17 protein-coding genes are annotated in these 24,011 nt (G+C 37.8%); 9 read left to right on the top strand and 8 right to left on the bottom strand.

All coding sequences use genetic code 11. The annotated features are described in order from the left end of the window. Nucleotides 1-2,919, bottom strand: coding sequence for a SusC/RagA family TonB-linked outer membrane protein (locus ACR1PO_RS19840; protein ID WP_433987920.1), 2,919 nt, complete (start codon nt 2,917-2,919; stop codon nt 1-3). 176 nt (nt 2,920-3,095) lie between these two features. On the opposite strand from ACR1PO_RS19840, the gene ACR1PO_RS19835 reads away from it, so the two are divergent. From ACR1PO_RS19835 to ACR1PO_RS19820, 4 genes are all read left to right on the top strand, one after another. Then, nucleotides 3,096-4,280: an MFS transporter gene (locus ACR1PO_RS19835; RefSeq protein WP_433987919.1), complete on the top strand. Its 1,185-nt coding sequence runs from the start codon at nt 3,096-3,098 to the stop codon at nt 4,278-4,280. A gap of 16 nt (nt 4,281-4,296) precedes the next feature. Further along, nucleotides 4,297-5,085, top strand: coding sequence for an NUDIX hydrolase (locus ACR1PO_RS19830; protein ID WP_050791148.1), 789 nt, complete (start codon nt 4,297-4,299; stop codon nt 5,083-5,085). Nucleotides 5,086-5,213: 128 nt separating this feature from the next. Next, nucleotides 5,214-6,392 (top strand): acyl-CoA dehydrogenase family protein, encoded by a 1,179-nt coding sequence (locus ACR1PO_RS19825; RefSeq protein WP_110008646.1) that lies wholly within the window; start codon nt 5,214-5,216, stop codon nt 6,390-6,392. Between the two features lie 159 nt (nt 6,393-6,551). Continuing rightward, nucleotides 6,552-8,510 carry a T9SS type A sorting domain-containing protein gene (locus tag ACR1PO_RS19820; protein WP_433987918.1) on the top strand — a complete coding sequence of 653 codons (1,959 nt, stop codon included), beginning with the start codon at nt 6,552-6,554 and terminating at the stop codon, nt 8,508-8,510. Between the two features lie 103 nt (nt 8,511-8,613). On the opposite strand, the gene ACR1PO_RS19815 is transcribed toward ACR1PO_RS19820, so the two are convergent. From ACR1PO_RS19815 to ACR1PO_RS19790, 6 genes are all read right to left on the bottom strand, one after another. Next, nucleotides 8,614-10,974 (bottom strand): patatin-like phospholipase family protein, encoded by a 2,361-nt coding sequence (locus ACR1PO_RS19815; protein WP_433987917.1) that lies wholly within the window; start codon nt 10,972-10,974, stop codon nt 8,614-8,616. 185 nt (nt 10,975-11,159) lie between these two features. Continuing rightward, complete coding sequence (locus ACR1PO_RS19810) at nt 11,160-13,847, bottom strand: PD-(D/E)XK nuclease family protein (RefSeq protein ID WP_433987916.1); 2,688 nt, start codon at nt 13,845-13,847, stop codon at nt 11,160-11,162. Then, nucleotides 13,844-14,380: a DUF922 domain-containing protein gene (locus ACR1PO_RS19805; RefSeq protein ID WP_433987915.1), complete on the bottom strand. Its 537-nt coding sequence runs from the start codon at nt 14,378-14,380 to the stop codon at nt 13,844-13,846. The genes ACR1PO_RS19810 and ACR1PO_RS19805 overlap by 4 nt, the downstream gene beginning before the upstream one ends. Then, the gene (locus tag ACR1PO_RS19800; RefSeq protein WP_131433446.1) at nt 14,380-14,784 is read right to left on the bottom strand and encodes a hypothetical protein; all 405 of its coding nucleotides are present in this window, start codon (nt 14,782-14,784) and stop codon (nt 14,380-14,382) included. The genes ACR1PO_RS19805 and ACR1PO_RS19800 overlap by 1 nt, the downstream gene beginning before the upstream one ends. A gap of 62 nt (nt 14,785-14,846) precedes the next feature. After that, nucleotides 14,847-15,482 carry a 16S rRNA (guanine(527)-N(7))-methyltransferase RsmG gene (gene rsmG / locus ACR1PO_RS19795; protein WP_332387115.1) on the bottom strand — a complete coding sequence of 212 codons (636 nt, stop codon included), beginning with the start codon at nt 15,480-15,482 and terminating at the stop codon, nt 14,847-14,849. A gap of 94 nt (nt 15,483-15,576) precedes the next feature. Then, the gene (locus ACR1PO_RS19790; RefSeq protein ID WP_433987914.1) at nt 15,577-16,914 is read right to left on the bottom strand and encodes a M20/M25/M40 family metallo-hydrolase; all 1,338 of its coding nucleotides are present in this window, start codon (nt 16,912-16,914) and stop codon (nt 15,577-15,579) included. Between the two features lie 207 nt (nt 16,915-17,121). On the opposite strand from ACR1PO_RS19790, the gene ACR1PO_RS19785 reads away from it, so the two are divergent. From ACR1PO_RS19785 to ACR1PO_RS19765, 5 genes are all read left to right on the top strand, one after another. After that, nucleotides 17,122-18,315 (top strand): pyridoxal phosphate-dependent aminotransferase, encoded by a 1,194-nt coding sequence (locus tag ACR1PO_RS19785; protein WP_278353483.1) that lies wholly within the window; start codon nt 17,122-17,124, stop codon nt 18,313-18,315. A 34-nt stretch (nt 18,316-18,349) separates the two neighbouring features. After that, nucleotides 18,350-21,289: a M16 family metallopeptidase gene (locus ACR1PO_RS19780; RefSeq protein WP_433987913.1), complete on the top strand. Its 2,940-nt coding sequence runs from the start codon at nt 18,350-18,352 to the stop codon at nt 21,287-21,289. A gap of 148 nt (nt 21,290-21,437) precedes the next feature. Continuing rightward, entirely contained in the window at nt 21,438-22,070 is a 633-nt protein-coding gene (locus ACR1PO_RS19775; RefSeq protein ID WP_002980000.1) for a peroxiredoxin, read from the top strand. Between the two features lie 129 nt (nt 22,071-22,199). Beyond that, a complete protein-coding gene (locus tag ACR1PO_RS19770) occupies nt 22,200-22,508 on the top strand; it encodes a thioredoxin family protein (RefSeq protein WP_002980001.1) in 309 nt (102 codons plus the stop codon). Then, nucleotides 22,508-22,756, top strand: a complete 249-nt coding sequence (locus ACR1PO_RS19765; protein WP_002980002.1) for a DUF6952 family protein — start codon at nt 22,508-22,510, stop codon at nt 22,754-22,756. Before ACR1PO_RS19770 ends, ACR1PO_RS19765 begins: the two co-directional genes overlap by 1 nt. Before the next feature lie 529 nt (nt 22,757-23,285). Here the strand turns inward: ACR1PO_RS19765 and ACR1PO_RS19760 are convergent. Further along, nucleotides 23,286-23,975 carry a Bax inhibitor-1/YccA family protein gene (locus ACR1PO_RS19760; protein WP_433987912.1) on the bottom strand — a complete coding sequence of 230 codons (690 nt, stop codon included), beginning with the start codon at nt 23,973-23,975 and terminating at the stop codon, nt 23,286-23,288. Nucleotides 23,976-24,011 lie beyond the last annotated feature (36 nt).

Genomic DNA, 24,011 nt, shown 5'->3' with positions numbered 1-24,011 from the left:
TTAGAATTGAATATTAGCACCAAATATGAATGTTCTGGCCTGTGGATAATAGGCTCTGTCTATACCATAGGAATCGTTAACTGCAATTTCAGGATCATATCCTGTATATTTTGTAAAAGTGAAAAGATTTTCTCCCGTTACATAAAATCTTACCTTATTGGCACCAAAGCGTTTGGAAATATCTACCGGCAGCGTATATCCCAGCTGAACCAGTTTAATTCTCATAAAATCTCCTTTTTGAAGATAATAGTCAGACATTTTGGTGTAATTTTCATTTTTATCGTCGGCATCCAATCTTGCCACTGTATTTGAAGTACCTGGCCCTGTCCATCGATCAAGAATTGTAGTCTGATAATTACTGTAGAAAAGATCAAGTCTTCTTAGGCCCTGGAAAATCTTATTTCCTCCCTGTCCTTGTAAAAATACCATCAAATCTACATTCTTATAATTAAGATTTAATGTTAAACCATAGGTAAACTTAGGTACAGAGCTTCCCAAATATTCATAATCATCCTGATTGATTCTACCATCACCATTTACATCAAGTCTTTTGAAATCACCAGGCTTAGCATTAGGCTGTATCAAATCACCATTGGCATTTCTGTATGCATTAATTTCCTCCTGCGTCTGGAAAATGCCTACATTCTTATATCCGTAAAAAGCTCCATAGGGCGCACCCACCTGAAATCTTGTTACAGGTCCCATAGACTGGAAGGAAGCAAAGTTCTCATAGACTTTATCATCTTCAAGCCTTGTTACTTCATTCTTTAAATACGAGAAATTACCATTTACTGTAATTCCGAAATCAGACCAGTTCTTTTTATATCCGAGATTAACTTCAACTCCAGTATTGTTCATATCCCCCACATTTCTCCAAGGTCTGTCCGGAGCACCTACATATCCCGGAATGTCCACCTGACGGAGAATATCTGTTGTTTTCTTTTTAAACCAGTCCACTGTCAAGGTAAAATCATTTAATAATTTCAAATCGGCAGCAACATTTAACTGAGAAGTCTCTTCCCAGCGAAGATCCGGGTTTTCAAGAGTAGTCGGAGCATATCCGATAATGATATTATTATCGCCATAGGTATAATTACTTCCTGATTTAAGGAAGTTTGCAAATCTGAAGTTTTCAATAGCATCATTACCTAAAACACCATATCCTCCTCTGAATTTCAAGGTATTAACAATTTTATTCTCAGGCCAGAAGTTTTCGTTGGAGATATTCCATCCCAGAGAGAAGGCAGGAAAGTTTCCCCAATGTCTGTTTTTTGCAAATTTAGAGGAACCATCTCTACGTATTGTCCCGGTAAAGAGGTATTTATCTTCATAATCGTAAATCACTCTTGCAAAATAAGAGGCCTTATGGGTCTCAACTCCGTCATAAGCAGATGTTGAGCGATTTTCCTGTGGAACATCAAAATTAAAGGAAGCATCTTCCCAGTTATTCACCGGCAGGTTGATATAAGTAGTATTATTTCCTGAACCTATATTATAAAAGTAAGCTCCCTGCCCGATTAATACACTTAAATTATGACTTCCCCATTTATTCTGATAAGTCAATGTATTTTCCGTATTCCATTCAAGCTTCCTGTTGCTTTCTCTTAAAAAGCTATTGAATACAGTGTTTCTTGAATTGGTATTAAGATAAAACTTAGGCGTAAACTGTTCTTTTCCCCAATAGGATAGCTTTCCGTTAAGGGTAGTTTTAAAAGTAAAATGTTCTAGAAACTTTAACTCTGCAAATATATTCGCCACAAAGTCATCAGACCAGTTATATCTTCCACGCTGGGTTTGTCTGAATGCCAGCGGGTTTGTCATCTCATTCTCTACAATAGTTGATACTCCATATGGATTTCCGAAAGCGTCTCTAATCAGATAAGGAGAAATATCTGCATTATTATATGGGCTTGTATTCAGTAAGGCAGGGTCTGTAACCACTACCGGTGTTATAGGATCTAAATTTATAGCCGAACTTAAAGGTCCTCCGAATTCGTCATTCGCGTTAACTCCTTTTGTCTTTTGATGAGTGTAGGAGAATGTTTGTCCAATGGTAAGGAAATCAAAAACTTTATGGGTAGAATTCAGCCTTACATTCATCCTTTTGTAATTTGAAATATCTTTCAGAACAATTCCGTCCTGCTCATAATATCCGAAGGAAGAATAAAAAGTAGACCTGTCATTTCCTCCACTCAGACTGAATTCATGAGAGTTTCTTTCAGCTGTGTTGAAAACTACATCCTGCCAGTCTGTACCGACTCCAAAAGATTGAGGATTAGTGAAACGCGGAGCTTTTCCTGCATTGGTTAGCGCTTCATTAATTATAGTTCCATATTGACTGGCATTCAAAAGATCCAGTTTTTTTGAAGCTGAACCTATTCCATAAAACCCGTTATAGGTTAAATTCATTTTTCCCTTTTTCCCTTTCTTGGTCGTTACAAGAATAACACCTTTTGCTGCGGAAACCCCGTAAATTGCTGCGGAAGCACCATCTTTAAGAATTTCAATATTTTCTATGTCAGACTGGTTGAGCCATGCAATATTATCCACCACAATTCCATCTACAACCCATAAAGGATCATTACTTCCGGCTCCAAAACTTGTAACACCACGTACTCTCACAGTAGCAGCTGACCCAGGCTGCCCGGAATTGGTAACCACAGAAACACCAGCTGCCCTTCCCTGAAGGACCTGTTCAGGTTTTCCTGAAGGAATATCCTCAATATCCTTCGCCCTCACACTGGAGATAGCTCCCGTTACATTACTCTTTTTCTGGGTACCGTAGCCGATGACTACCACTTCGTCTATTTTGTTTTCTTTAGCAATTGTGTCCTTTACCTTGGTGGTCTGGGCACTGAAGTTGGCCGTAAAATAGAGGACGGCAACCACTCCTACGCTTCTTGATATTCTTACATTCATATACAGTTATTGTTTAATTCTCAAATTGAGACAATAAAAATAAATTTTTTTTCAATTAATTAACATTCTATTCATAAAAATTTTAATTTTTCTTTTATTTTTCAGGGTTAGAAGCACTATCTTCGCATTAATATTTCATAAAATTTCATAAAAAAACAATAAAGATATCTCCCAAAATGACCAACAAGCTTTCCAAAATTTCCCTTCCGTTAAAACTTACCTTTCTCATTTTTTCAATGGTTCTGAACTGTATGGGACTTATCATTCTGCAGTTATCCGAAGAGAAAATCACTTATGGAGAATTGGGGCTTTTAGAGTCATTTAAAGATTTACCCATTGCCTTTATTTCTCTTTTTGCTGTAGGTTTTATTAACAAAACAGGAACGAAAAAAGCGCTGGTTTCAGCATTGGTAATTGTAGGACTCTGCTGCTGCCTTCTTCCGTTCGCAGAAGTTTTCTGGTTTTTCAAATTATGGTTCGCCATCATAGGAGCTTGTTTTGCAATAGGAAAGATCTGTGTTTTTGGGATAATCCGGAATAATATTTCAGATGAAAAATCACTGGCAAAGACCATGAACAGTGTAGAAGCTTCTTTCATGATCGGAATCTTTGTTGTTAATACCTGTTTTGGATGGGTAGTATCCAGCGCGTATTCTGAATACTGGAAATTTTGTTTTTTACTGATCGCTTTTTTATGTGCATCAGCGATCTTCATGCTGTCAAACATTACCATCGCTGAGGCCAGACCCGTTGAAAACAAAAATATTTTTTCAGAACTGTCCGGATTCATGACTCCTGCTGTAACACTATTCCTTGGGGTAATATTTTTTATCGTTTTTATAGAGCAGGGATTTAATTCATGGCTTCCTTCTTTTTATAAAAATCACCTGAAGGTCAATTCATTTTTTGCACTTCAGGCTACTTCTTTTCTGGCCGTATTTTCTTATGCAGGCAGAACAGTAACAGCAAATATTATCAGAAGATTTTCACTGCCGGGGTATTACAGGTCATGTATGGCCTTCATTATCGGTTTACTGGTGATTATTGTGGGAGTACAGTATTTTGAGTCGGCAGATTCAAGGATAATTCTCTTTTTATTCCCGGTGATCGGTTTGTTTTTGTCGCCGCTCTACCCTGTTATCAATTCAAAAATGATTGCACAGATTGATAAAGAACAGGTGAATCTTTTCACCTCCCTTATTGTTATTTTTTCTTCTTTGGGCAGCTCTGTAAGCTCTATTATTATGGCTGTTCTGTTTGAAAAACAATGGCTGAATTTCTATCCGTTATATATCTTAATTTTCGTACTCCTTCTTTTTGTGATTAGTTTGGTATTTTTTAACGTTTCAAAAAGAAAATAGTTTTATTTTTACAGCCATGAAAATCAAAGACACAAAAAGTAAAGAAACACTTCAGGAACTGATCGATACAAAAGATTTTGTTGCTCACATATCTGTTGACTGTACTATTTTCGGCTTTCATAATAATATTTTGAAAGTTCTTCTTTTAAAGTATCACGATCTGGATCTGTGGTCGCTTCCAGGTGGTTTTGTTTTCAATGATGAAGATTTAAGAGAAGCTGCAGCAAGAGTTTTGTTTGAAAGAACACATCTTGAAGATATTTTTCTGAAACAGTTTCACACGTTTGGAAGAATAGACCGTACGGAGAATAATGTCCATCAGATTCTCCTTAAAAACAAAGGTATTCAGGTACCGCCGGATCACTGGATTTTCCAGCGGTTTATTACTGTGGGGTATTGCAGCCTTATCGATTTTTCCCTGGCCAATACTTTTCCTGATGCTTTTAATGAAAGCTGTGAATGGTTTGAAGTCAACAATTTACCTAAGATGGCTTTCGATCATGACAGGATTATTGAAACCGGGCTAGAATACCTGAGGATGAACATCAATACGGAGGTGGCAGCCAGCAATCTCCTTCCTGAAAAATTTACGATGAAAGACCTTCAGTCTCTCTATGAAACGATTTTAGGACAAAAATTCAGAAGAAATAATTTCCAGCGTAAAATTTTAAGCTTAAATATTCTTGACAGACTTGAAAAACTTTATGACGGTTCAGCCAATAAAGCGCCTTATCTCTATAAATTTAAAAGCAAGGTTCATAACTCTACCAGCCAGTATCCCATATCCAATGATGAGGAGTCATAAAATATGGAATTTGCCTTATAAATAAGGAAAAAGAACATTATCTGCCTGAAAACCAACATCAAGATAAGTTTTCAAAAAAATTTTCACGACAACACGAAAAATGTTACTTTTAACCAAATCAAAAAATCATGTCATATTATCCTCTTACAAGCATCCCTGATTATTATGGAATTGATGCTTTACTTACTGAAGAACATAAACTAATCCGCCAATCTGTAAGGGACTGGGTTGAAAGTTTTGTAATGCCGCAGATTGATCAGGCCGCTCAAAATCATACAGATCTACCTAATCTTATGAGAGAATTGGGGAAAATCGGTGCATTGGGACCTTATATCCCGGTTGAGTATGGCGGTTCAGGATTGGACCAGATTTCTTATGGTCTGATTATGCAGGAGCTGGAAAGAGGAGATTCTGCAGTACGTTCTGCTGCTTCGGTACAGAGCTCACTGGTAATGTTCCCTATCAATGAATTCGGTTCTGAGGAACAGAAAAAGAAATATTTACCTAAGCTTGCTGCCGGAGAAATGATCGGATCTTTTGGGTTGACAGAGCCTAACCACGGTTCTGACCCGGGTTCTATGGAAACTTATTTTAAAGATATGGGAGATCATTATCTTTTGAATGGAGCTAAAATGTGGATCACCAATTCTCCTCTGTGCGATATCGCTGTGGTATGGGCAAAAAATGAGGAAGGAAAGGTGCAGGGATTAATTGTTGAAAGAGGAATGGAAGGATTTACCACTCCTGAAACTCATAATAAATGGAGCTTAAGAGCTTCAAAAACAGGAGAACTGGTGTTCAATAATGTAAAAGTTCCGAAAGAAAATCTACTTCCGGGAGTAACAGGGCTAAAAGGCCCGCTTTCTTGTCTGAATTCTGCGAGATACGGAATTTCATGGGGAGTGATTGGTGCTGCTATCGACTGTTACTGTACTGCTGTTCAGTATTCTAAAGAAAGAAAGCAGTTTGGTAAACCAATTGGTTCTTACCAGCTTCAGCAGAAAAAGCTGGCTGAATTCTTAACAGAAATTACCAAAGCTCAGTTGCTATGCCTTCAGTTAGGAAATCTTAAAAATGACCATAAGGCAACTCCTGCCCAGATTTCAATGGCTAAACGCAACAACGTGAAAATGGCGATCGATATTGCCAGAGAATCGAGACAAATTCTTGGTGGTATGGGAATCATGGGTGAATTCCCGATGATGAGACACGCTGCTAACCTTGAATCTGTGATTACTTACGAAGGAACGCATGATGTGCATTTACTGATCACCGGATTAGATATTACCGGAATCAACGCCTTCTAAGAAAGACAAAATATAAACAAAGGAGTCTGGCCAATGGCCAGACTCCTTTGTTTTACTCACTTTGCAGAGAATTGATATTCACTGAATAATTATTGATATTGTAAAGTTTTTGTCATTTTGTTAAATTTATTACTTTAATACCACGCAAAAACAAACAATATGAAAAAAATCACAACTCTTTTACTAAGTCTAACAGCATCATTTTACTTTGCACAGCAGGCAGGTGATGTTGTAAGCGCCGAACAGAAACTGGATTTAACACCGCAGGGCGTTATTAATTTTATCGTCAATAATCTCGGCGAACAGAACGCCCCGGAATTCTCCAGCTATCTCAGCAGTTTTAATGTTGGTTTAAAAGGTTACAAAATCACCTATTACACCAAAAATGAAAATAATGTTCTTGTAAAAGCAACAGGATTGCTTATGTATCCTAACGTACCGTTTAAGCTGTCAACAGTAGTTTCCGACCACGGAACTACAGACAGCAGGTATAATGTTCCGTCTAATTTCAAAGGAGCACTAACAGCAGGATTTGTAGTTGAACTGTCTTATGTCCTTAATGGTTATATCTTAATGGCTCCTGACTATGTAGGGATGGGGACAGGGGAAGGAACTCACCCTTATGTAGATTACGCCACAGAAGCCGGAGCAACCATTGATTTTATCACAGCTGCCAATAAAGTACTGGCACAGCTGAACATTAAACGTTATGACGAATACTTTTTAGCTGGTTATTCCCAGGGAGCTCATGCTGCAATGTCTACATTAAAGAGATTAAGTATTTCAAACCCTGATAATATCAAATTCAAGTATGCATATATGGGTGACGGACCTTATGATTTTTCCGGAGTAACTTTAAATAAAGGAGTTCTTGAAAAAGATTTTTACCCTTTCACCTCATTCCTCGCAAATGTTCTTCATACCTGCAACAATACGGGGTATAAAACCTACAATAATGACATTTCAGAAGTTATTTCTGCTGAATATCTTGATACATACAATTATCATGTTGTTCAGGATAACGGAGGCCTGTTATGGGGACCGGTAATATGGAGAAAACTTTTCACCAGCAGTTTTGTTAATGATGTTACCAACAACCCCAACAATAAACTAAGGCAATGCATGAAGCCTAAAGACGTCTACGACTGGTACAATAAAACCCCGATGACATTAGGGCATTCAACTGTTGATTTAGCTATTCCCCCAGAAAATACTTCTAAAACTATTGATGTTCAACGAGGATATTACCCATGGTGGGATCTGAATAAATATAAACTGGACTCATTTTATTGGGGGCCGCTCGGACATGTAGGGGGAATTCTCCCGTTCACTCTGGCTTCCAACGCCAAATTCAATACCTTGAGAAGCGGCGGCATACTTAATGAATGGGCAATTGCAGGATCAGTTTTCGGTAAGCAGGCCGCAGAGAAAACCTCTGAAAAACCGGTATTGTTTTCTTCACAGATAAAACCGGATCTTGGAACAATGCAGCTGGTTGAAATTACAGATTTCAATCAGGAAAAAACGCAGAGAAGAGCAGCCGACAACCGTAATTTAGCAACCTTAAAAGATGGAGTTTATTTATTGAAAGTACTGGAAAACAATGAAAACAAAATAATTCCATACATCAAGAATACCCCAAAAGAAGTTGCTGAGAACGAAATCGTACAATCTGCTACCCCATCCGTTTTGCAATTAAAAGTTGATCAGGACGAGCTTTCTTCAGTCAACATTTTTGACGAAAATAAATTCCTTATCAAAAGTATTTCTCAGAAACAATACCGTGAAGCCGGAGGGATCAATGTACAGGATCTGGAAAATAAAAATTATACCTTTGAGGTGGTAACTCCTTATTACAACCTTCAGTTCAGTAAAGCAACCGGTGGTACATCATCTTCAGAGAGCAATGCAGACATTTTTACCCAAAAACAACAGATTATTGCAAAAGCAGGCAATGGTATCAAAAACATCAGCATTTACAGCATTTCCGGTTCACTGATCCTTCAGCAGGAAGTTAACCAACCACTGTTTGAATCCAGAAGCCTGGAGTCCGGTGTATATCTGGTACAGATCACATTATCTAATGGAAAAGTCATCAATAAAAAAGTAAAACTTTAAATCAATCACTCCTCAATATCTTATTTCAAGTTAATTTTTGGCACTTCAGCAATGAAGTGCTTTTTGTTTCAATGTCTTAAAAAATTATACAAGAAGTATATCCTTAAAACTTAAACCCGATGCTAAAGTATATCCTGGAAAAATCAAGCTGATTGTTTCTGGAAAGATTAAGGCTGATAGGGCCTATTAAAGATTCATACCCCAGATTCACTCCATACCCCAACATATCAAAACTGTTATTAAAAGGAGAGAATTCCTCGCTCACTTTCCCATAGCTGAACGAAGGAGTAAGATAAAGTCTTTTCATAATCCTGTACTGAAATGCCACAGCTGCCTTTGCCACCGAAGTCATCGGAAGCTCTTTCTGGCGAAGTCCATTAAATTCCGGGCTTAGAAGGTCATAATTATACTCACTGCCTCCAAGGTTATACTTTTGGTTCAGGAACAGATACGGAACCTGATCTTTTCTGCCACCAAAGCTTGTACCGAGAAACACATTTGCTTTTACGGCCAGTCTTCTTGTAATCGGGTAGAAAAAGTTCTCATTCAGGGTGAATGAAACGAGGTTTTTAGGCTCATAATAGTAAGACTCTTTCGGATTAAGAATGAGATAAAGGAAAGGCTGTACGGTTTTCAGATCATAAAGTTCATACTGATCTCCATAGTAAAATCTTGTGCTCACCTGAAGATGATTCCCTCTGGTTGTAAAGTATCTTTTGTTGAGGTTATTCTGTTCAAATTTCAGGAAAGTATTGAAATTGCTGTGATTATAAAGTTTTTTACTGTAATTATCAACTTTTGACTGATCCACTTTATCCAGTAAGCTGTACATTCTTTCCGTACTGAACTCTGTTCCGAGTGAAAAATAAGCATTAGGGCTTACATTATAGTTCAAAGCTATCTTTCCGGTTATATTGCGGTACATATGGTTAGGAAAACTCTCTCCGCCATCAGCCCCTACATCATACAACCTGAAATTCAAGTCGTTACTTTTAAGATGAATCATCTTAGCTTCCAGATCCAGCCACAGCCGCTCCCCACTGTCTAAAAACTGCTGGTAAGCAATTTTAGCTTTAAAACGTTCAGAAATATCTACCGTTGCCAGAAATCTTGATCTGTTCAGAAGGATATTCCTGTAGGTATAATTGACAATAATTCCTACCGACTGCTCGGTGTCATAATGCAAAGCCAGTTTGAAAGCACCTTTTTTGGCTCTTTTCACAAAAACATTCATTACCAGACCATCATTTTCATTCGTATAAGTATAATACACCTTCACATACTGTCGCATTCCGAATACGCGGTCTATGGCTTCATTTACCGTTTTTACATCATAATATTTTCCTTCCGTCAGTCCCATCTGCTTTTTAAGCACTTCAATTTCTGCGGCATCATTAATGGGAGTTCCGTCTTCTTCATTGAAGGTAAATTTTGTAGTGGGCAGCTTTACTTCCTCAATCATCTCATGTTCATATTTGATCCCGGCTTTTCGCTGGGCTTCAGCAAGGGCTACAAACTCAGGAAGGTGCTTTCTCGCCTCGGTCTCTCCTATTTTGATGATTCTCCTGAATCTGGCAAAATCCTTCGTTGTAATCTCACCCAAAGGATCTACAAAATCCACCAGGATATCGGACAGCTCTTTCTGATGCTTGAAATCTTCTACCGACCGGATGGCATGGGTCTGATAAATCATCTTCATAGGATTCTCAATTTCTTTCTTGGTGAAAAGCCTGAAACCTGTATAACCGCCGATCACAAAATCCGCTCCCATCTCACGAACCTCATTGGCAGGATAATTACGGTCTAATCCCCCATCCACCAAAAGTTTTCCATCAATATAAACAGGAGCAAAAGCTGCCGGAATTGCCAATGTAGCGCGAATAGCCAATGGAAGAGATCCCTCCTTCTGCATCACAAGACCGCCGTTTTCAATGTCTGAGGAAGTAAGCTGGACAGGAATTCTCAGCTTGCTGAAATCATTGATATGTTTGGCATTAAAAGTAAGCGTATTCAAAACCTCTCCCATATACTGCCCTTCAATATAAGAGCTTGGAAGAGTCGGAAATCCTTTGACTACAGGAAACTCAAGAATATATTTGTCATATTCATCTTTCTCACTGATATTGACTTTGCTGTAAGGAATTTTATTGCTGAGAATCCTGTTCCAGTCCATTTTATAGATGGTATGCTTCAGCTGGTCAGCATTATATCCCATTGCATACAGGCCTCCCAGAATTCCTCCCATACTGGTTCCTGTAATATAATCTACCTTGATTCCCAATGAGTCTATCATTTTAAGAATACCGATATGTGCGAACCCTTTTGCTCCGCCACCGCTGAGTGCCAGGCCAAATTTGGTGTCTTTGGTTACCTTCTGAAGAGCTGTGTTCAGGGAATCATTCTTTTGCTGGGACTTGATCATAAGAGAGAAAGCTATAGCAAAAAATATCAGGATCTTTTTCATTGTTGATTCTTGGTGCATCCGATTTTAACTTAAAAAAGTTTTATAAAGAGTAAAGATACACAAAAAAGTCGCCCATAAATTGACCTGTAATGTGAAGTAGACAAATGTATTCCAGCCAATGACTTACCATAAATAACCTACTGATTTTCAGATCACATATCCTTTAGCATCAGTATTAAATATTTTTAATACGTTTTTATGGTCTCCACAAAGCTGATATCAGGATTCAGAATTTCGAGGATAAGACTTTTGACAGCTCTCATGGCATCATCAATATTTCCTTTGTCAAACTGCAGGGAAACCATTCCTTTTCTGGCATCTGCAAAGCTCCAGATTCCTGTTTCAATCGGGAATCCCCAAAATTCGGGAAGATGCTGTACCACATAATGGTAAATACAAAGCTGTAGCGCCTGCTTTCGGTCACTGTTGTGAAAATATTCAGCCACATTATCTTCATCAATTTTTACGTTGAGATTTTTAATTTTGGCTGTTTTATAATCAATGATTCTCAGCGTTCCATTCAGTTTATCGATACGGTCAATGAATCCGAAGAAAGATATTTTATCATTTCCATCAAGAGGAAAATCTATATTTTCAAACCTTCTTTCAATATCAACAATTTCCAGTTTGTTCCCTTGCTTTATCAGTTCAAGATCGTGATTTAGAACATTCTCAATTACTTTTTTAGCAATGGCCTTATGGATATAGTTCATCCCTTTTTCATAGAATTCAGGCTGATGCTTCAGCTTTTCAATAGCGATATTTATATATTGATCTATCGCTTTAACTGAATTCTTTAAATCACTTTCTTTTAAAACTTTACCCTTTAACACCTCATACACTTCTTGAAGTGAATAATGAACTAAATTTCCGTAATTTTTTACCGAAAGCTCTTCTTCTATTTCATCCGTTTCCGAGGTATTTAGAATCTTTGAAAGATAAAAATCAATCGGATTATAGAGATAACTGGTAAGGTGTGATGCAGAGACTTTTTGCTTCCATTTTTCAAGCCGTTCCTGCACGATCTGTGTCTTCGAAATTTCTATAGGCTGCGTTGCAATAGGCTCTGAAGAATTTTCAATAATCAGATGTTCAATCTCATGGGAACTCTCCATTTCAATCTGGGTAATGAAACGGCTCTTCTCTCCTGTATTGACTCCTGAACTTAAAGCATTATATAGCAAATATACATTCTTTGCATCCTGAATAAGCCTGTAAAAATGATAGGCATAAATGCTGTCATTTTCAAGGAAGGTATGAAGATCAAAAAACCTGCGGATATCAAAAGGAATATAGGTATTCTGAGAGTTTCCAAGCGGAAGTTTTCCCTCGTTCACAGAAAGCAGAATAACGTTCTCAAAATTCAGAAGACGCGTTTCCAGCAATCCCATAATCTGTAACCCCCTCAATGGCTCTCCCTGAAAATCGATAGTTTCAGAATTGATATGCTGATTGATCAGAATTTCCAGCGTTTCCATCTTGATCTCAATATTGTAAGGAGTCAGCTGATTTTTGATGATTCTGAATGCATTTTCAAAGTGAGAAACATTCTCATACTGAATATCATCTATTTCAAGCCATTTTACCTGCTGGCAGAACGCTATAAGCATATCCAGATAAGCATTTGTTCCCGGAGCTTTCTGCAGAAGCCCGAAATAAGACAGCCCGCTCAGCAGTTCATGTAAAAGTTTATGAGAGATATAAACAATGTTCCTCTCTTCTACTTTGGCTTTAAAATCATTAATAATCTGCTCATCCTCGGGAGATTTAGGCAATTCTTCCAGGATCGGGAAAACATCCCTGTAATAATAAGAAGATTTATTTTTTTCCAGTTGTTTCTGCAGATAGAAAAGACGTTTTATTGCATTGGAGAAGGACAGGTTTTTCAATGGAAATCCCATTGTAATATTCAGGTTGTCAACCCCATGCATCACATCAAGGCTTGCAGGAAGAAGATTCTCATCCAGCAATACTACAGCTGTATTGGAATAGGTTTTATTATTAATCTCTTTAAAAATTTCGGGCAGTACTTTTGTTTGGGTTACATTCCCGGAAACTTCGTACACCTTAATTTTTTTAGGCTGGTTAAAATCATCTTCTATCCACTGGAAAGCCCTGTTGTCATCAAATTCTTTCCATGTTTTATGATTTCTGAGAAACTTACCGGCTTCCTGTCTTTCGTCATTGAAATAATACCGGTCTGCCTGAAAGAAACATTGGGCTTTATTCCACTGTAAAAGGCTTCTTACAAGCTTTTCTTCAACCGGAGTAAAGGCATTGAACCCACAGAACACAAACTCTTCTCCTGTATTTTTAGCAAAATCAGCAACCTTAGCTTTGGCAGCCTCATGAATCATCCCTGAAGTAGCCCAGTTTTTTTCCTGTAACCTCTTTTTTAAAGCAGGGAGAAAAATATTCATATTCTGCCAGAAATTGAGGAATTTCTTTCTTGGAACATCATCATCCTCTCCAAGATCCTGAGCCCATTCTTTGATCCTTTCCTCATCAAACATGTACTGCAGAACCGCCTGATCACTGTCTGAGAATTTAAGAATATCATCCCAATCCTTCTGTAACGTCGGGAACCACTTCAGAAAGTCTGAAAAATCATCCCTGGGAATAAGATTAAGGCTTCTGTATACATCAAATGAAAAAAGCCACAGCGGAATACCCTGAATAAGCTGTTGGCCCGCAATAGTATTCACGAGCTCTTCTATGGTAAAAAAGTTGGGAAGAAACCCTGAATAATGATTTTCTTCCAGAATCTGCCGGATAAATACAATGGGACGTTTTCCGGGCAGAATGATATTAAACGCAGAAAGATCCGGGTTTTGTGCTAGCAGTTCGTGGATGATCTTATTGAGGAATTTCAAAGGGCTTGGTAGCTTTTTAAGTTGTCGAGTTGTTCAGAAATTAAATCATTATATTCTGTCTGTTTTTCTTTGTCAATTCCATGACGGGTTTCTCTGTCGTAAGCCATCTGGAAATTTTTATAATCTATCGATATCCCATCATAAATTGCTTTGAAATACTTGTTGTAATCTCCTGAATTTTTGATTTTTTCAGCAACTGACTTTCTGAATTTTCTCACAAATAATTCTGCAATGTCAAAATGCTTCTGTTCGTGCAGCAGAATGTAATCATTCATTTTTTTGACATCTTTCCATGATTTTTCTTCGTTAAATATGGTTGTAATGGAAATCGTAACAGGTGCCTTGGGATCTGAAGATTTTACAGCAGAAAACTCCCATCCACAATGGGTATATGCTGCCACATCGGGATTCTTTTTATGACTGACCGGACTTTTAAAATTATCCCAGGTCAGCTTTTTATCTTCCTGCCAGATAATCTTCTGCCCGAACAACGCCTGGGCAGTCAGTAAACACAATACAATACTCAGTTTCATTATTCTACTACAATTGTTTTTGTAATCCAGCTATTTCCTCCGTTCCAGAATTTAAAAGTATAAGTCCCTTTTTTCTGCGGGCTGAAATTGATCTGGCTGGCTCCAACGTAATTTCCCTGCGTACAGGGTCCGTTCGTAATATATTTATAGGAAGTCACCGTTCTTTCCAGATTGGTATTGTAAACATAATCATATCCGTAAAAGCCTTCACAGTGTGACGGATAGGTGGAATAAGTCTTTATGCTCTGTATTGCAAAAACGTCCATGGTATCATTGACAATTTTTACGCTGTCGATTTTGATCTTATCAATAGATTCAATCGTTTGGTAATCGTCATCATTACACGAAACCAGAAGCCCGCCAAACACGAATACTGAAAATCCAATATTTAAAAGTTTTTTCATAACCTTTAATTTTCTGATTATTAACAAATATTAGCAAAAATTATTCCTTATTTACATAAAAATCAGGAATTAAAATTACCTTTTGATACATAAACTACCTTTTTAGTATCAAAAAACTCTTCATCAAAATAGTGTTTAAGGTTGAAAATTTCACATTTAATTCCAGCCAGTTCTTCTGCGAGATCACCGCCTTTTAAATATAAAATTCCGTTATGTTTAGGGTTAAACTGTTCTTTTTCAAATTTCCCTTTCAGCCATCTTAAAAATTCAGGCATCTGGGTTACCGCCCTGCTGACTACAAAGTGGAATTTTTCTTTCAGTTTTTCTGCTCTTCCGTGGATAGCCGTTACATTGGTTAAGCCTACTCCATCTGCTACTGCCTGTACCACACTGATTTTCTTTCCGATAGAATCAATCAAAGTAAATTCTACTTCAGGAAACAGGATAGCCAGCGGAATTCCGGGAAAACCTCCTCCGGTCCCGATATCCAGAACTTTGGTTCCGGGGGCAAATGCCATCACTTTTGCAATTCCCAGAGAGTGCAGGATGTGCTTTTCATACAGGGATTCCATATCTTTCCTGGAAATTACGTTGATCTTTTCATTCCATTCATTATACAGGTTTTCCAGTTGTGAAAATTGTTCTCTCTGTTTTTCAGTAAGATCCGGGAAATATTTTAATAGTAACGATGCAGACATGTGAATTATTATAAACCGCAAAAATAAGTTTTATTTCTCTTGTATTCAAATCTACTTTCCGGATAAGCATTGAACTCAGCTTTAACGGAGATCATTATTTCGCAATTCCCGGAATTACCGGCACACCAGGGTTCCCTGATTGACTGATCGTTTGTACAGCAAAAATATAATTGTCTTTCGAAAGCGGTACTTTTATGGAAAGTCCTGTTGTAAAGATTTTTTTCTGCCACACCGGACTGTCAGTTTCGCGGGCCAGGACATAATACCCTGCCGGCGTTCCTGATTTTGGTTTTTTCCAGTGAAGCGTAGTGGAGTTCGTCAGTTGCTTAACATCCATTTCCACATTCTCAGGCTTTGAAGTGGATTTTGCAAGGCTGGCCAGCACCGCAATGTTGGCTGCAACATTCTTCTTCAGATATTTAAAATCTATAAATTCAGGCAGATCACCATATTGCTTGTTATTTTCCACCCTGATATCCTGATGCTGATGGTCATAATTTTCATAGTACTCGGTAAGCCTTACAGACGGAAAGCCGTTGTTGACAAAGCTGGTATGATCGCCTCCGCGTAAAAACCGGTCATTTCTGTAGATCAGCTTTATGTCAAGCCCTTTCACATATTCTTCCGCAATTTCTTTGATATACCTTGCCAGCTGCCTGGATTCGCTGTCATTTTCAAAACCCAGATTCCTGATGGTCATTGCTTTTTTATCGAGGTCTTTGTAAGGCACACCTTCACTGAATACACGAAGGGTCCGGGTATTGATTTCCCCTGTTTCTCCTGCTTTGGGATTCCCGATCATATCATTATTCAGAACGGCTTCAAGCTGTAAACCTTCTTTATTTATTTTTTCCGCCAGCTGTCTGGAACCTAACAACGACTGTTCTTCGCCGGAGAACGCCACAAAGATAATCGAGGCCGGAAATGCAGACCTGCTCAATATTCTTGCAGATTCTATAACAGCACTTACTCCGCTGCCGTCATCATTGGCTCCGGGTGCTGCTGAAGTTCTGTTCATCACATCAGTGACTCTTGAATCCAGGTGTCCTCCGATCAGGAAAATTCTTTTATCGTCAGGGTCTGTCCCTTTCAGAAAAGCAACGGCATTTCCCAGGTTTACCGGCTTGTCAATTCTTTTTCCATCAGGCTGAATATCTTCCTGCTGAAGGTATACTTCCATCCTGCCGCCGGCATTTTCAGCATAATCATTGAATTTTTTAATGACCCATTTTCTTGCCGCACCAATTCCGTGTTTAGAATCATCTGTTGAACTCAAAGTATGTCTGGTTTCAAAACTTACCAGCTTGCCGATATAAGATTTCAGTGAATCTTCATTGACCTGTGAGACATATCTTCTCACTTCATCATCTTTGGAATGCTTCTGAGAGAAAACGGTACATGAAATCAGCAATAAAAAAACAGAATACTTCATAGGACAGGTCTTAGAAATTTTAAAGATACAAAAGACCTGGCTTCATAGGTAATTTTTATTCTGATTATCTCGCTGTACAGATTAAAAATTAATCGTCTGCAAAAAAATACATTTGACCAAAACCTGACAAATATCTTCAAAGCAATCCCATTTTTATTATCCCTGCAAGGCGTTTTTATCATATATTTGTTAAAATTCAAAAAATACATGGATAAACTTTCAGATAGAGTAAAAAGATTAGGATACTCACAGACATTTGTCATGTCTAATAAAGCCAGGGAGATGAAGGCTAACGGAATAGATGTAATCAGCTTAACTCTTGGTGAACCGGATTTTGATGTTCCGGACAATATCAAACAGGCCGCTTTCGATGCCATTAACCAGAATTACAGCCATTATTCTCCTGTTCCGGGATTTCTGGAATTGCGTGAGGCTATTGCTTATAAATTAAAAAGAGACAACAACCTGGAATACAAACCTACTCAGATCTGTGTTTCAAATGGTGCCAAGCAGGCCATTATCAATGTTCTTGCAGCTATTATCAATGATGGTGACGAAGTTCTTCTTCCCGCTCCTTATTGGGTAAGCTATGATGAAATGGTGAAAATGATGGGTGGCACTTCTGTGATTCTTCCGACATCTTATGTTACCGATTTTAAAGTGACTGCAGAACAGCTTGAAGAAGCCATCACAGAGAAGACCAAAGCAGTACTCTTCAGTTCTCCATGTAATCCGTCGGGAGGATATTATACTTATGACGAATTAAAATCTATCGCGAAAGTTATCGCAAAATATCCTCAGATAACGATCATTTCTGATGAGATCTATGAGTATATCAACTACGAAACAAAAACGACATCTATTGCTCAGTTTCCTGAAGTATATGAACAGACAGCCGTAATCAACGGAATGTCGAAAGCATTTGCCATGACAGGATGGAGAATCGGATATTCCGCTTGCCCTGAATGGCTGGCAAAAGCTTGCGAAAAAGTACAGGGGCAGATGACAAGCGGTGCCAATACGATGGCACAGAGAGCTTCTATCGTTGCCTTAAAAACAGATCCTTCTGAATACAGGTATATGATTGATGCCTTCAAAAAAAGAAGGGATCTTGTTTATGAATTAATCAAAGAAATCCCTGGATTTAAAGTCGTACTTCCAAAAGCTGCTTTCTATTTCTTCCCGGATATTTCGTACTATATCGGAAAAACATTGAACGGAACTGAAATTAAAAACTCTGATGACTTTGCCATGTTCCTTCTGGAAAATGCGCATGTAGGCTGTGTTGGCGGATTCTCTTTCGGAAGTCCGGAATGCATCAGATTCTCTTATGCTGCTTCTGAGGAGGAATTAAGAGAGGCTATGAAACGAATCAAAAACTTATTGGAACAATTCAGTTAACAAATTAATAACCCATAAATAAAACACGACAGCAATGAATCTGTTAAAAAAACTGACCATCGCCACAAGTATTGCCGCAGCGAGTTTTGCAGGATATGCTTTTGGCCAGGATTTCCAGTGGAAAGAAGCTACTTCGAATGGCTACAAGTACAAGTATGTAACCAACGACCCTACTTCCGCAAGGTATTACACCTTAAAAAACGGATTAACGGTTATTTTGAGCCCTACCAATAAGGATCCGAGAATTCAAACCTATATTGCAACAAAAGCAGGAAGTAAAACCGACCCCGCAGACCACACCGGTCTTGCCCATTATCTTGAGCATATGCTTTTCAAAGGAACGAATCAGTTCGGTTCCAAAGACTGGGGAAAAGAAAAACCGTTATTAGACCAGATTGACGCTCTTTACGAAAAGTACAATCAGACCAAGGACGAGGCTAAGAGAAAAGAAATCTACAAAGAAATTGACAGGGTTTCAGGAGAGGCGGCAAAATTTGCAATCGCAAATGAATATGACAAAATGATGGCTGGTATGGGAGCTGATGGCACCAATGCTTTCACTTCTTTTGAGCAGACAGTATATACGGAAGATGTGCCTGCCAACGTTCTGGATAAGTTCCTTGCTGTACAGGCTGAAAGGTTCAGAGAACCTGTTCTGAGACTTTTCCACACAGAGCTGGAAGCAGTATATGAAGAAAAAAACAGATCTCTTGATGACGACGGCGATAAGGTTTTCGACACGATGTTTGCCAATCTTTTCCCTAACAACAATTATGGAAAACAAACGACCATCGGAACAATTGAACATTTGAAGAACCCTTCGCTGAAGGCTATCAGAGAATATTACAACACATATTATGTTCCTAATAATATGGGGATCATCATGTCCGGAGATTTCAATCCGGATGAAGTGATTGCAAAGATTGACAAAGCTTTCTCTTACATGAAGCCTAAAACAATTCCTGAATACAAAATCGGACAGGAAAAAGCAATTACCGCTCCGATTGTAAAAGAGGTTGTAGGACCCAATCCTGAAAATGTAATGCTTGGTTTCAGATTTCCGGGAGCTTCCACGAAAGACGCAAGAATGCTGAACCTTGTTGGAAATATGCTTACCAACGGACAGGCAGGATTAATTGATCTTGACCTGGTAAAAAAGCAAAAATTACTTGGAGCTTACGCCGGATCTTATGCTTTAAAAGACTACTCCGTTTTGCTTCTACAAGGAAAGCCTACTGAAGGACAATCTTTAGATGAAGTAAAAAACCTTCTTCTTCAGGAAATTGATAAATTGAGAAAAGGCGATTTTTCCGATGATCTGATCCAGTCCATTGTAAACAATGAAAAGAAAGGGATCATTCAGAAGGATGAAAAATATTCGTCAAGAGCAAGTATCCTGATGGATGAATTTACTTCTGACATTGATCATAAAACATCGCTGGAATATGTAGACGAAATCTCCAAGCTTACGAAAAAAGATATAATGGATTTTGCTTCCAAGTATCTCCAGAACAATAACTATGTTGCTGTTTACAAAAGAAAAGGAGAAGACAAGAGCATTGTAAAAGTTGACAAACCAACCATCACTCCGGTTTCCGTTAACAGAGAAGATCAGTCTCCTTTCCTTAAGAAGATTGATGAAATGCCGGAAAACCCTATTGCTCCGGTATGGTTGAATTATGATAAAGATATTGCTAAAAACAAATTAGCAGAAGTAGATGTACTTTCTGTAAAAAATACAGATAATGCCCTGTTCAGAATGTATTATCACTTTGATTCAGGAAAATGGAACAACAAAATCCTTCCGTTAGCAGCAGAATACCTTCAGTATTTAGGAACTAAAGATAAATCTTCCGAAGTGATCAGTAAGGAATTCTATAAACTTGCCTCAAGCTTCAATGTGAGTGCCGGGAACGAGGAAACTTATGTATCACTGGAAGGTTTAAATGAAAACTTCGATAAAACCGTTGCTTTATTTGAAGATCTGATTAAAAACTGCCAGGCTGATCAGGCAGCTCTTGATGCTTATAAGACAAGATTGAAAAAAGCCAGAGCAAATGCTAAACAGAATAAAGGAGTCATCATGTCCGGACTGAGAAGCTATGCTCAGTATGGCCCTCAGAATCCTTTCAATAATGTATTGAGTGATGCTGAACTTGATGCATTAAAGGCTGAAGACCTGATCAATGTTCTTCATGATCTGTTCAATTTCAAGCATAAAGTATTGTATTACGGCCCGAAAACAGGAAACGAAGTGGTTGCTTCTTTAAAACCAATCCACAAACTTCCTGCAACGCTGAAAGATCTTCCTAAGTCTAAAACTTTCGTTCAGGTGCCGACAGATAAAAACAAAGTATTGTTTGCCCATTATGACATGGTACAGGCAGAAGTTTTCTGGGTGAGAAACTCTGACCAGTACAATCCTTCAACGACTCCTACCGTAAGCTTGTTCAACAATTATTTCGGAGGCGGCATGGGTTCTATTGTTTTCCAGACCATCAGAGAATCTAAGGCACTGGCCTACTCCACTTATTCTTATTTTGCCCTTCCAAGCAAGAAAACAGACAAGGATATGATCATGGCTTATGTAGGAACCCAGGCAGACAAATTCAATGAATCTACAACAGCCATGAATGAGCTTTTAACCACGCTTCCAAAATCTGAACAATTATTCGAAACAGCAAAAAGCGGATTGAAAAAATCAATTGCTTCCGAAAGAATTACTCAGGACGGAATCATCTTCTCTTATCTGAAATCCCAAAGGCTCGGAAACAATTTTGATATGAGAAAGACTGTGTATGAACAGGCTCCAAAGCTATCTTTTGCAGACATCAATGCTTTCCATGACAAAGAGATGAAGAACAAGAACTACACCTATTGTCTTGTTGCTTCTCAGGATAAAGTAAATGAAGCTGATATGCAGAAATTAGGTGAAGTAAAAAAACTTAATTTAACTGAAATATTTGGTTATTAAAATAAACAAAAAGCCCTGATATCAGGGCTTTTTTATTTAGCAGCATGTCAAAAACAATTATAGATTTTATTTATCGATATTTGTTTGTTCGATAGATGAATCTTTTATATATTTGCATCAGAAATTTAAATATAAAAACAGAAAAATTATGTCTTTAGTAGGAAAAAAATTCCCGAATTTAACAATTGACGCAATGTCTGAAATGGGTGACGATCTTAGAATCAACATCCTTGATGAAGCAGTAAACAACCAGCAAAAAGTTCTTTTATTCTGGTACCCTAAAGATTTCACTTTCGTATGTCCTACAGAGCTTCACGCTTTCCAGGAGGCTTTAGGTGAATTCGAAAAAAGAAACACTAAAGTAATCGGTGCATCTTGTGATACTAACGAAGTACACTTCGCATGGTTGAACACACCAAAAGATAACGGAGGTATCGAAGGAGTAACTTACCCACTTTTAGCTGATACACACAGACAATTGGCAAACACGTTGGGAATTGTTGATCAGGATTTCGAATATGATGAAGATGGAAACGAAGTTTTCACAGGTTCTAACGTAACTTACAGAGCAACTTACCTTATCGACGAAACCGGAAAAATTTTCCACGAAGCGGTAAATGATATGCCATTAGGAAGAAACGTAAAAGAATTCTTAAGACTAATTGATGCTTACACGCACGTTCAAAAACACGGTGAAGTATGTCCTGCAAACTGGGAAGAAGGAAAAGAAGCGATGAAAGCTGACAGAACTTCTACTGCAGAATACTTGGCTAAGAACTAATCCAATTTAACAATCCAATAATTTAACAATGTAACAATGTATCGGCGTTGCAATAGATATTTTTCATTGGCACAGTGATACCCTACTAAATTGTTACATTGTTAAATTTTAATTCTTAAAATTTAACCTATGTACACAGAATTAACCGAAGATACATTACAAAATATAGTTAACGACAACGAAAAAGTAGTTGTTCAATATGGTGCAACATGGTGCGGAAACTGCAGAATCATGAAGCCGAAATTCAAAAAATTAGCAGCTGAAAATGATTCTATCCCATTTTTATATGTAGATGCAGAAAAGCTTCCTGAAAGCAGAAAATTAGCAAAAGTAGACAATTTACCTACCTTCGCCATCTTTAAAAACGGAGAACTGGTCAACCAGGTTCAGTCTAACCAGGCAGAAAGTTTAATTAACCTTTTTAATGAATTAGCATAATGAAGTTACCCGTAATCAGACAGTTTTATCAGAATCAGACTCCTGAAAATCTTGAAAAAACATTAGAAGTTCTGGAAAGTTTCTGCGAGTTCAGAGGAACAAGCGAAGAAGATTTAAATGTTGCAGGAGAATTAATCACCAATATTTGCGGAGCTTTAGAAGTTCACGCCAATGTACAAAACGGAATGAGCGAGAAAGATGCCTTAAACTCTTTTGCTCAGAAAGTTTTAGGTTCAATTGACAAATAATCTTTTGATAACTTTATCAAAAAATTATAAAAACACAAAATACAATACCTGAGGTTTTTCCTCATTACTATACTTTTTTCTATTCTTTAAGAATCTTTATTTCAACTGTAAATGTACTTCGAAGGACCCTAACCGGTCACATGAAGCTGGAAGCTGTATGTAAAAATTTTAAAGAGTAACCAATAAAATCCCGGTGATATCTTTCATCAGGATTTTTTGGGTTTAATTTCCCAAAACCACAAAACCACAAAACCACAAATGCTTTCACACAAATTTCACAAATACAACAGGCAGTTGAAAAGGTATTCATCAAAAAACACATTATCATCTGTGTCAATCTGTGAAATCCGTGGGATTAAATAATCATAAGTTTCGGCTAAAGCCTTTGGATGGAATTTATTGATGTAAACGGGTAAAGCCCGTTCCTATTGAATTCGTGTCATTTGCGAAATCAGTTGCGCCATTTATGTTAAAAAGAAGAATCCCGATGAAAGCATCACCGGGACTATTATAAAAAGATCTTTATCTGCTAGTTTCTTCTGCTCATCAGAATACTCAGAATATACCAGAATAAAAGCATAATTGAAGCAAAAAGCTGCAATGCCGCTCCCACATACTGATTGGTACCGTAAGAGTCTTTCAGTTTACTTGTCTGATATAGAATAGTAGCTGAAGCTAAGATCACCATTCCTACTGAAAACCATAACCCAAGGTTAAAACCGAAGATCATTCCTCCTGCAATCAGTCCTATGGAAATAAACCCACCGATTACAATAATGTTTCTTAAGAAAGAAAAATCTCTTTTAGAAGTAAATGCCACAGCAGAAATACCTGCAAACATAGCAATGGTTAAAGTAGCTGCCTGAAAGATTACATTAGCCCCGCCTTCAATATTGGTGGCAATAAAAAGCAAAGGCATAAAGATAATTGCTTCCAGCAGGATATAAAATCCTAATCCCAGATACTGAGTAGATTTGCTTTGTGAAAGCGACCATTTGGAAGCTAAAACAGAAGCCAGCCAGAAAACTCCGATAATCAGCAGCCAGATATATTTCTGACTAAACATCATAAATATAATTTCCTTCGGAACTGTTTTCAATAATATTGTTTCCACTCCAATAAATGCAAGAATCGATAATGCAACATGCAAATACGTCTTCCTGTAGAAATTTGCCTTCTCCACCTCTGAAGAATGAGCAACTAAAACATCTGTCATCATAGTTAATATTTTTTTGTTAATCGAAAATAAAATAAG

This window comes from Chryseobacterium amylolyticum (genome assembly GCF_051011775.1).
Lineage (GTDB): Bacteria > Bacteroidota > Bacteroidia > Flavobacteriales > Weeksellaceae > Chryseobacterium.
This window is presented reverse-complemented; position numbering and strand designations above follow the sequence as displayed.